This is a genomic window from Olleya sp. ITB9 (assembly GCF_001315805.1).
GTDB classification, from domain to species: domain Bacteria; phylum Bacteroidota; class Bacteroidia; order Flavobacteriales; family Flavobacteriaceae; genus Olleya; species Olleya sediminilitoris.
The window spans coordinates 1-10,121 of the sequence record NZ_BCBW01000030.1 but is presented as its reverse complement, the minus strand read 5'-3'; the positions used below and the strand labels follow the sequence as shown (position 1 = coordinate 10,121).

10 protein-coding genes are annotated in these 10,121 nt (G+C 30.3%); 2 read left to right on the top strand and 8 right to left on the bottom strand.

What is annotated here, in order from left to right; genetic code table 11:
- Positions 1–68 precede the first annotated feature (68 nt).
- Both ITB9_RS08200 and ITB9_RS08195 read right to left on the bottom strand, forming a co-directional pair.
- Complete coding sequence (locus ITB9_RS08200; protein ID WP_028289623.1) at positions 69–851, bottom strand: zinc ribbon domain-containing protein; 783 nt, start codon at positions 849–851, stop codon at positions 69–71.
- A 3-nt stretch (positions 852–854) separates the two neighbouring features.
- Complete coding sequence (locus tag ITB9_RS08195) at positions 855–1,949, bottom strand: Nif3-like dinuclear metal center hexameric protein (protein ID WP_054851846.1); 1,095 nt, start codon at positions 1,947–1,949, stop codon at positions 855–857.
- Positions 1,950–2,065: 116 nt separating this feature from the next.
- On the opposite strand from ITB9_RS08195, the gene lpxK reads away from it, so the two are divergent.
- Positions 2,066–3,070, top strand: a complete 1,005-nt coding sequence (gene lpxK / locus ITB9_RS08190; protein WP_054851845.1) for a tetraacyldisaccharide 4'-kinase — start codon at positions 2,066–2,068, stop codon at positions 3,068–3,070.
- Here the strand turns inward: lpxK and ITB9_RS08185 are convergent.
- The 6 genes from ITB9_RS08185 to ITB9_RS08160 form a co-directional block, all read right to left on the bottom strand.
- The gene (locus tag ITB9_RS08185; protein ID WP_054851844.1) at positions 3,063–5,294 is read right to left on the bottom strand and encodes an ATP-binding protein; all 2,232 of its coding nucleotides are present in this window, start codon (positions 5,292–5,294) and stop codon (positions 3,063–3,065) included. The genes lpxK and ITB9_RS08185 overlap by 8 nt on opposite strands.
- 50 nt (positions 5,295–5,344) lie before the next feature.
- The gene (gene gap, locus ITB9_RS08180) at positions 5,345–6,337 is read right to left on the bottom strand and encodes a type I glyceraldehyde-3-phosphate dehydrogenase (RefSeq protein ID WP_054851843.1); all 993 of its coding nucleotides are present in this window, start codon (positions 6,335–6,337) and stop codon (positions 5,345–5,347) included.
- A gap of 1 nt (position 6,338) precedes the next feature.
- A complete protein-coding gene (lipA, locus tag ITB9_RS08175; protein WP_054851842.1) occupies positions 6,339–7,217 on the bottom strand; it encodes a lipoyl synthase in 879 nt (292 codons plus the stop codon).
- A gap of 83 nt (positions 7,218–7,300) precedes the next feature.
- On the bottom strand, positions 7,301–7,849 hold the full coding sequence (locus ITB9_RS08170) for an RNA polymerase sigma factor (protein ID WP_054851841.1): 549 nt from the start codon (positions 7,847–7,849) through the stop codon (positions 7,301–7,303).
- Positions 7,840–8,952 (bottom strand): glycosyltransferase, encoded by a 1,113-nt coding sequence (locus tag ITB9_RS08165; RefSeq protein WP_054851840.1) that lies wholly within the window; start codon positions 8,950–8,952, stop codon positions 7,840–7,842. Before ITB9_RS08165 ends, ITB9_RS08170 begins: the two co-directional genes overlap by 10 nt.
- Positions 8,953–8,955: 3 nt before the next feature.
- A complete protein-coding gene (locus ITB9_RS08160; protein WP_028289631.1) occupies positions 8,956–9,159 on the bottom strand; it encodes a hypothetical protein in 204 nt (67 codons plus the stop codon).
- Positions 9,160–9,358: 199 nt separating this feature from the next.
- On the opposite strand from ITB9_RS08160, the gene aqpZ reads away from it, so the two are divergent.
- Entirely contained in the window at positions 9,359–10,048 is a 690-nt protein-coding gene (gene aqpZ / locus ITB9_RS08155; RefSeq protein WP_054851839.1) for an aquaporin Z, read from the top strand.
- Positions 10,049–10,121 lie beyond the last annotated feature (73 nt).

Genomic DNA, 10,121 nt, shown 5'->3' with positions numbered 1-10,121 from the left:
AAGTAAAGCTAATGAACGCATCAAAAAAGTACCTTACAGTGATAAGCTTTTTTTATAATTTGAAAATGTTATACTAATTTAGAAAACATTTTTTCCATTTTAATTTTTTGCTCATCAGCTAAAGCTGCATCAACTAAGATACGTCCACTATGCTCATCCGTAATAATTTTTTTACGTCCAGCAATTTCCATTTGTACTTGTGGTGGAATTGTAAAGTATGATCCTCCTGAAGCACCTCTTTCGATTGGTACTACAGCTAAACCATTTTTTACGTTAGCTCTGATACGGTTGTATGCTTTAACTAATCTAGCTTCAATTTTTTTCTTATAGTCTTCAGACTTTTCTATTAAAGCTTTTTCTTCTTTTTCAGTTTCTTTTAGGATAGCATCTAACTCACTCTTTTTATGTTTTAAGTGTGTTTCACGCTCTTTGTTATGCTCTTTAGTTTTAGCGATAACTTCCTTTTTCTGCTCTATTTGAGCTTTAAATTCTCTGATATGCTTTTCAGCTAATTCAATTTCTAGTTCCTGAAACTCAACTTCTTTAGATAAAGAGTTAAACTCTCTGTTGTTTCTAACGTTTTGTTGTTGTTCAGAGTATTTTTTAATTAAAGCTTTAGATTCTTCAATTAAGTTTTTCTTGGCAATTATTTCAGCGTCAACAGAGCTTAAACTATCTTCTAATTTTTCTAGTCTAGTTTTTAATCCTGTAACCTCGTCTTCTAAATCACTAACCTCTAAAGGTAATTCTCCACGTACGTTTCTTATTTCGTCAATTCTAGAGTCTATTAATTGTAAATCGTATAACGCTCTTAGACGTTCTTCTACGGTTACTTCTTTTGTCTTTGCCATATTTTAAAAATACTTAACAGGATTGGTATTTGTTTTCGATAAAATGAATGCAAAATTAGGAATTTTTTTTGTAAGTATTGCTACTAAACCGTTTTTTGTGTACTGTTCGCTTTCATAATGTCCAATATCTACTAATAAAATGTTGTTTTCTGCTTGAAAAAAATCATGGTATTTTAAATCTGAAGTTACAAAAACGTCCGCTCCTGCTGCTTTTGCTGCTTGTATAGCAAAACTGCCAGAACCACCAAGTACTGCTACTTTTTTTATTGGTTTATTTAGTAATTGTGAATGTCTAATGTGAGAAACTTTCATTTTATCTTTTAAATAGTTTAGAAATTCTGTTTCAGATTGTTGCGTTTCTAGTTCGGCAACCATTCCCATTCCTATATTTTGATTTGTATTTTCAATAGTTGTAATCTCGTATGCAACTTCTTCATACGTGTGATTTTTAAATAATGTGGCTAGTATTTTACTTTCTAAATGTCTTTCAAAAGTTATTGTAATTTGTGTTTCACTTTCGTTATGATCGGTTCCAATGCTTCCTTTAGATGGATTTGCATTGGAGTTTGCATTATATGTACCAACACCATTAACGTTAAAACTACAATTACTATAATTACCTATTTGTCCTGCTCCTGCTTTAAATAAAGTTTGTCTTAAAGTATCAGCTTCATTTTTTGGAGCGTAAGTTGTAAGCTTTTTTATGGTTTGCTTTTGCGGAATTAGTATGTTTTGATTAATTAATTGTAATTGGTTACAAAGCATAGCGTTTACTCCGTTTATATCGTTGTCTAGGGCAGTATGAATAGCAAAAATTGCAATATTGTTTTTTATGGCTTTAAGTACTGTACGTTCGACGTAATTTTTTCCTGTTAAACTTTTTAATCCTTTAAATATTATAGGATGAAAGCTTAGTATAAAATTACAGTTTTTGGCTATAGCCTCATCAACTACAGCTTCTAGAGTATCCAATGTTACAAGTACATTAGTAATTTTAGTGTTTTTATCACCTACTAATAGCCCAACGTTATCAAAATCTTCGGCATAATTTAAAGGAGCGATGTCTTCAATATGATTAATAAGGTCTTTAATCAACATACTTTTTTGTCTTTATTATTTAAAACAAATATAAAATATTTACTTTCGTTACTATTATTATAAGCTACATTATGTTAACTGTAGTAGTCATATGTTTTAATTTTTAAATCGTTTAAATGAAATTTTTACGCTCTATTTTATTACCTATTGTTCCAATTTATTACTTGGTGACTTGGTTTAGAAATTTGATGTATGATAAAGGTTGGAAGTCTACAAAATCTTACGATTTTCCTGTTATATGTGTTGGTAATTTAAGTACTGGAGGTACTGGAAAAACACCTATGGTTGAATATTTAATTCGCTTATTAAAAGACGACGTAAAATTAGCAACTTTAAGTAGAGGTTACGGTAGGAAAAGTGAAGGTTTTGTTCTTGGTAATCCAAAGTCCTCTGCATTAGATTTAGGTGATGAGCCTTTTCAGTTTTACAATAAGTTTAAAGAAACTGTTTTAGTTGCAGTTGATGCAAATAGAAGAGAAGGTATAGATAAGCTATTACAGCATAATATTAAACCTGATGTTATTGTTTTAGATGATGCCTACCAACACAGAAAAGTAACAGCAGGTTTTACTATTTTATTAACTACATTTAATAACTTGTATTATAAAGATATTGTTTTACCAACTGGTAATTTACGCGAACCCAGAGCAGGAGTTAAACGTGCAGATTTAATTGTAGTTACAAAATGTCCCAATAATTTAGATAATGAAGTTAAAGAAAAAATAAAATCTAAAATTAAACCACAACAACATCAACAAATATTTTTTAGTAATATAAATTATAGTACTACTGTTTTTAGTAAAAATGGTAATAAAGCACTTAGTGCAATGTTGCCTTTTACTTTAGTAACCGGAATTGCTAATGCTAAGCCTTTAGTGAAGTTTTTAAATAATGAAGGTTTTAACTTTGAACACTTAGAGTATAAAGATCATCATACGTTTACCGAAAAGGATCTTACAGATTTATCAAAATTAGAATGTATATTAACTACTGAAAAAGATTATATGCGTCTAAAAGATGAATTTATGTTAAATGATAAATTGTGGTACTTGCCAATACATTTAACCTTAGATAAGCAACAGCAATTTGATGATGCAGTAAAAAGTTTTGCAATTAAGTAGCAGTGCTATCAGATAAATTTAAGGCATTGTAAAGTTTTTTCTCAAAATCTTCTTGTTTGAAAGGTTTAGAGATTATGTCTGTAAATCCAGCATCATCAAATTCTTGCATCTTGTCTTCAATGGTAACAGCAGTCAATGCAAAAATAGTTAAATCGGTATCAAAAGTTCGGATGATTTTTGTGGCTTCCATACCACTAATTCCTGGCATGTGTATATCCATTAAAACCACATCATATTTAGTGTTTTTAACTTTGTCTACTGCATCTTCACCATTATCAACTACATCACAATATAGTTTCATTTTGTTAAGGATTTTTTTTGTAATCATTTGATTAATCTTATTATCCTCTACTACTAATATTTTAATATTGTTAAGTTCTATTTCGTCAATTTCATTAAAATAATTTGCTTTTTGCTCGACAATTATTTCGTTACTTTTCTTCATAGGTATTTCAAAGTAAAACGTGGTACCAGATCCCAGTTCACTTTTCATATAAATTTTTCCTTTTAAAATATCAATTAGTCCCTTAACAATAGAAAGTCCAAGTCCTGTTCCTCCATATTTTCGGTTGATTTGAATTGAGCCTTGAGAAAAGCTTTCAAACATGTTTTTTTGTTTTTCTTGGCTTATCCCTATTCCGTTATCCTCAACTTCATAACGTACAACATAGTCATCTCCATCTTGTTGGTGTTTAATAATCCTAATCCATATATCTCCATTTTTAGTAAATTTAATGGAGTTACCGATTAGATTTATTAGTATTTGAGAAATTTTTAATTGATCAGCATTAAAGTTAGTTGGTAAGGTTTCATCATATTCTAAATGTAGTTTGATGTTATTATCTAATGCAGAATTGTTTAAAGCTGAAATTACATTTTCAGCTTTCTTTTTTAGATTAAAAACCTCAGGTTCTATATCAACTTTATTAGCTTCAATTTTATTAATTTGAAGTATGTCATTAATGAAGGTTAATAAGTAGTCCCCTGAAAATTTTAATGATTTTAAATGTTGAATTTGAGCTTGTTTTGGGTTTTCTTCTAATAGCATGTTTGTTAAACCTGTAACTGCATATAAAGGTGTTCTTAACTCATGAGTTACTGTAGATAAAAAGTTAGCTTTAGTTTTTGTTGCAAGCTCAGCTTTTTCCATTGCTATAGTTAATTCTGCATTTTTTTTATGCAAAATATTATTAGATTTTAATCTAATATTATTGTTTTTGTACAGTGATAGTGTAAGCAAAGATAAAATAGTAATTAAGGCAATACTTAAAATGGTGGTTAATTTTTCTAACCAAGTAGAACTGGCTTCTTTTTCTAAATCCGCTTCTTTTTCTTTTTGGTACTCAATTGGGCTGCTATACTGTTTGTCTAATCTCTTGTCTGCAGATAAATAACTTCTTTTAATTTTTAAAATAGAATCGTTTAACTTAATGTGCTTTAATAAGTAGGTATTAGCTTTTTTGTAATCTCCTCTATTGGTGTGAATGTCACTAAGTATTTTGTAAGCCTTATTAATTAAGTTTGGGAAATTTTCAAGTTTTGCAATTTCAAAACCTTCATTTATATCAATTTCAGAGTTTGCAAAGTCCTGTAATTTAGCTTCCGTCTCTCCTAGGCTTAAATAGGCACTACTTAATATTTTTTTGTTTTTGTAGCGTTTAGCTAAATCTTTAGCGTCTTCAAATTGGGTTTTAGCTTCAGTGTAATTTCCTAAATTAAATAAAGCTTCTCCTATGTATAGCTTGCTTTCTGCTTCAAATTCAGAAAGATCATGTTTTTCAAAAATTTGTTCTGCAGAATTAAAATAGTCTATTGCTTTTTCATATTCCTTTCTTGATAAATAAATATTACCAATGGTTTTGTAAGTTTCGGCAATATTAATATCGTCCTGAGCAAAACGTTGTTTTTCAACTGCTTTTGATAAAGATTGCATAGCTTCCATTGGCTCTTCAATAATGTATTGAATTTTACCAATTTTAGAATATATTAAACCTATGCTTCTGTTATCGTTTATCTGTTTAGCTAATTGTAAGGCATCATCAAGATCTTTTTGCGCCTTGTAAAACTCGTTATTATCAATGTTAGTCTGCGCAAAGCTAATATTGAAATTAATTTTACTTTGAATATTTTCCTTTTGTTTTTCACTGATATCTTGCGCGTGTATGTTAATACTTACAAGACTGAAAATCAAGCAGGTTAAAATATTTGTAATTTGAAATTTCATTCATTAGATTTATGTAACAAATATAAATATTTATCCGATAAATGTTTTTTTTATTCTGATAAATTGAAAATCAGATCAATAATTCGGCTTGAATACCCTGTTTCATTGTCATACCATCCTATAATTTTGACCATATTACCTATAACAGATGTCATTTGAGAATCAAAAATACAAGAGTGTGTATTACCTACAATATCAATTGAAACTATTGGGTCTTCAGTATACTCTAAGATGCCTTTATATTTTGTGTGAGAGGCATTATTAAAAGCTTTGTTTATGGCATCAATACTAACTGTTTTTTTAACATTAAAAGTGATGTCTGTTAAAGAGCCATTAGCAACAGGAACTCTAATACCACAGCCACCAATAACCTCTGATAAATCAGGGAAAATTTTGGTTAATGCTTTAGCTGCTCCTGTAGTAGTAGGTACTATGCTCTGTCCTGCAGCTCTTGCACGACGTAAATCTCTGTGAGGTTGATCATGTAGACTTTGGTCTGTTGTGTAAGAGTGGATAGTCGTTATGTAAGCTTGATTAATACCACATAACTGATTGATAATATCAATCATAGGTGCTGCATTGTTTGTGGTACAGGATGCGTTAGAAATTATGGTTTCATCACCATCCAATTCTTGTTGGTTAACACCAAGAACAATAGTTTTAATATCATCTTCAATAGCAGGAACACTTAAAATAACACGTTTAGCACCATTATTTATATGGTGTTGTAAATCTTCTGAGGTTTTAAATTTTCCTGTAGATTCTATTACAAAATCAGGCGTAAAGTTGGACCAATCAATTGTTTTTGGATGTGTTTGATTTAGCAGTGGTACTTCTTGATTGTCAACAACAATCATATTGTCTTTAGCAGATATCTTTGCAGGGAAAACACCATGAATACTGTCGTATTTTAATAAATGACTTAGTGTTTTGGTGTCAGCTAAATCATTAATAGCAACCACCTTTATTTCTGGGTTGTTATGTAGCAATCTAAAGACGCGTCTACCTATACGACCAAAGCCATTTATGGCAACCGTAATCATATTAATTAATGTGTTTTTGAGCCTTGTATGACGATCGCACTAATGCGCTACTTTCAACATGTCTAAAGCCTAGTTTTAATCCAATTTCTTCGTATTCTTTAAATTCGTCTGGTAAAACAAAACGCTTAACAGGTAAATGTTTTTTACTAGGTTGAAGGTATTGTCCAATAGTTACAACATCTACGTTGTTATCGCGTAAATCATGTAGCGTTTGTATGACTTCTTCACGCTCTTCACCAAGCCCTAACATAATACCAGATTTTGTACGACGTTGACCTTGTTGCTTAAGGTATTTAAGTACACTTAAACTTCTTTCGTACTTTGCTTGTATACGTACTTCTCTAGTTAGTCGTTTTACGGTTTCGATATTATGAGATACTACTTCTGGAGCAACATCAATAATACGGTCAATATGCATTTCTTCACCTTGAAAATCAGGTATTAAGGTTTCTAAGGTTGTTTTGGGATTCATTCTTCTAACAGCATTAACTGTTTCTGCCCACATAATGCTTCCCATATCTTTTAAATCATCTCTATCAACACTTGTTAAAACAGCGTGTTTAATACCCATAATTTTAATAGATCTAGCAACTTTTTCGGGTTCATCCCAATCTACATCCTCTGGACGACCTGTTTTTACACCACAAAATCCACAAGATCTAGTACAAACGTTTCCTAAAATCATGAAGGTAGCAGTACCTTCTCCCCAACATTCTCCCATATTTGGACAACTTCCAGAAGTACAAATAGTGTTTAAACTATATTTGTCTACTAATCCTCTTAGTTCTGTGTATTTTTTACCAGTAGGTAATTTAACACGCAGCCATTTTGGTTTAGGTTCTCTTTTTGGTAATATATTTGATGCAGTTTCTGTATTCATAATTGCAATTTTCTATAAGCAAAGATACGAAGTATTTTGTTTAAATTTCAGGAAGTAATTGTTAAGTAAAACTATAAGTGTAACTAGCTTTTTTGAATGATTTCAGAAAGCAATTTTTTAGCACGAAGTAACTTTACTTTTATGTTATTTATAGGTTCTTTTAATTGAGCTGAAATTTCTTTATAACTTAATTCTTGAAAATATCTTAAATGAATAACTTCTTGGTAATGAGGTTTTAGCTTTTTAATATCTCTTAATAAGTTAGCTAAATTTTGTTCCGTTATTAGTTTGTCTTCAACTGAAGGTGTTTCGTCTAAAACGTTGTAAACTTCATTATTATTAGTTCTGGAAATAGCTTGTTTAATGGAGTGCTTTTCTTTTCTAATAATATCTATATGAATGTTTTTTGAAATGGTGATTAACCAAGTACTAAACGAATAGTTGTTGTTATAAGATTTAATTTTGTCAAAAGCCCTAGAAAAGGTTTGAATGGTGACATCTTCGGCATCGTTTTCATTCTGAATTCTTTTTAATTGAAAACCATATACTTGGTCCCAAAAAGTGTGTAGTAGATAGTTAAACGCTTTTTGATCGTTTTGTTTAGCTTTGTCTATGATGTCGTTTATTTCCAATAATTAGGTTTTGAAATTTTATTAGTTATAAAGATACTAAATTGCATTATAATTAAGGTGATTTCTAGTATAGGAAGCAAGAATATTGTGTCTATTTCGTTTAGTTTTTTTGCTGAAAACCCTAAACTTAAATACTGGCATAAAAATCTTAAAATAACTAATCCTAAAGCAAAAGGCCACAAATAAGTCGTGTAAAGTAATGTAATACCCAAAGTCCAGAATAAAACTTGGGTAATATAAAACAAGCCTAACAATAATTGATGTTCTGTTTTATAGTATTTAGCTGTAGATACATGCCTTCTTTTTTGTTTAAACCAATCTTTAAAATTGGTTTTGGCAACAGATACTGTAAAACTGTTTTTTTTGTATTGGATGACTGTGTTTTTTGATGTAGCGACTTCATTTATAAATAAATCATCATCACCAGATCTTACTTTCATGTGTTTGATAAAACCATTAACATTAAAAAACTCATCTCTGTGATAGGCTAAATTACGTCCAACTCCCATATATGGTAACCCTATTTTAGCATAAGAAAAATATTGAGTAGCTGTCAATAAGGTTTCAAACCTGATGAGTTTGTTTAGAAAAGAGTGTTTGATTTTATTATAACCTCCGTAACCTAAAACAATAGTGTTTGTTTCGGTAAAACTAGAACTCATTTCTTTTATCCAATATTTAGATAAAGGTTTACAATCGGCATCAGTGAATAGTAAATGATTGTTTGTAGCAGCTTTAATACCTAATGATAGTGCGTATTTTTTATTTCCCCAAAAGGCTTCAATGTTTTTAACATTGACAATTTTTATATTATCATATTTAGATTTGAAGTCTTCAAAAACCTCTAAAGTGTCGTCTTTAGACGAGTCATTGATAAGTACAACCTCAAAGTTATGATAGTCTTGATTTAAAACACTTGGAAGAAAATTTTTAATATTTTCTGATTCGTTTTTAGCACAAATAATTACTGAAACGGGAGGTGTTTCAGATGTAGTTTTACTGTGTTTTAAAAATGCAAAATTTCCAAAAATCAAAGTATAATACAATACTTGAATAACTACCACAGTTGCAAAACTGTAGAATAATACCTCAAGTATTAGCATAGATTACGAGTGTTGAGGTTCGCTACAATTTTCAAATTGGTCTGGTGATTTACCGCAAAAACCACAAGCTTCACCTTCTGTATTTAACATAGGATTTTGACTTGCGCATGTACCTGCAAATTTACCGTCTTTTTTTGCCCAAATTTTAATTGCAATACCTGCAAAACCTAAACCTAAAAGGCCTAAAGTAAGTAATAAAAGTTTCAAAATAGTTGCTTTTTTTAGAATTACAAAGATACGGTTTTTTCGAAAACAAGTTAATGTTTAACGTTTCAATAGTTTTTGTTAGGTTAATTTGAACATTAAAATCAGTTTTTTAACGAAAAAGTTATTTAGATAAATGTAAAGTGGTTAATTCTTTATTTTTTTTATAATTTAATGCTCTAACTTTTTAACAATTTAAATTATGAAAAAATTATTTGCAGAGTTTTTTGGAACTTTTTGGTTGGTTTTTGGTGGTTGTGGTAGTGCCATTTTTGCTGCTGGCTTTCCGGATTTAGGTATCGGCTTTGTTGGTGTGTCATTAGCTTTTGGTTTAACAGTATTAACTATGGCTTATGCAGTTGGTCATGTTTCTGGTGCGCATTTTAATCCTGCTGTTTCAATAGGGCTTTGGGCTGGAGGAAAGTTTCCTGCTAAAGAGCTGCCTGGTTATATCATTGCACAATTAGTTGGTGCAATTGTTGCTGCTACTGCTTTGTTATATATTGTATCTGGTAAAGCTGGTTTTACTGATGTTGGTGGTTTTGCTGCCAATGGTTATGATGCATTATCACCTGGAGGATATTCCATGATTTCTGCTTTAGTAGCCGAGTTTTTATTGACTATGTTTTTTTTATTAATTATTTTAGGTAGTACATATCCTAAAGCACCAAAAGGCTTTGCAGGAATTGCAATTGGTTTAGCTTTAGCTTTAATACACTTAATTAGTATTCCTATTACTAATACTTCTGTTAATCCAGCAAGATCTACTAGCCAAGCATTATTTGCTGAAGGAGGAGACTATCTTGGGCAATTATGGTTGTTTTGGTTAGCTCCAATTGCAGGTGCTATTGTAGCAGGTTTAATACATAAAACCTTTTTTAGTAAAGACTAATTAGAATAAAATAGTATACACAAAAAAGCTCACTAACATATTAGTAGTGTTTAGGTGCTTTTTATTTGTTATT

What these genes read in the sequence shown, in the direction of transcription:
- ITB9_RS08200 (WP_028289623.1), bottom strand. Translation starts at nt 851, where the DNA reads ATGGCAAAGACAAAAGAAGTAACCGTAGAAGAACGTCTAAGAGCGTTA.
- ITB9_RS08195 (WP_054851846.1), bottom strand. Translation starts at nt 1,949, where the DNA reads ATGTTGATTAAAGACCTTATTAATCATATTGAAGACATCGCTCCTTTA.
- lpxK (WP_054851845.1), top strand. Translation starts at nt 2,066, where the DNA reads ATGAAATTTTTACGCTCTATTTTATTACCTATTGTTCCAATTTATTAC.
- ITB9_RS08185 (WP_054851844.1), bottom strand. Translation starts at nt 5,294, where the DNA reads ATGAAATTTCAAATTACAAATATTTTAACCTGCTTGATTTTCAGTCTT.
- gap (WP_054851843.1), bottom strand. Translation starts at nt 6,337, where the DNA reads ATGATTACGGTTGCCATAAATGGCTTTGGTCGTATAGGTAGACGCGTC.
- lipA (WP_054851842.1), bottom strand. Translation starts at nt 7,217, where the DNA reads ATGAATACAGAAACTGCATCAAATATATTACCAAAAAGAGAACCTAAA.
- ITB9_RS08165 (WP_054851840.1), bottom strand. Translation starts at nt 8,952, where the DNA reads ATGCTAATACTTGAGGTATTATTCTACAGTTTTGCAACTGTGGTAGTT.
- aqpZ (WP_054851839.1), top strand. Translation starts at nt 9,359, where the DNA reads ATGAAAAAATTATTTGCAGAGTTTTTTGGAACTTTTTGGTTGGTTTTT.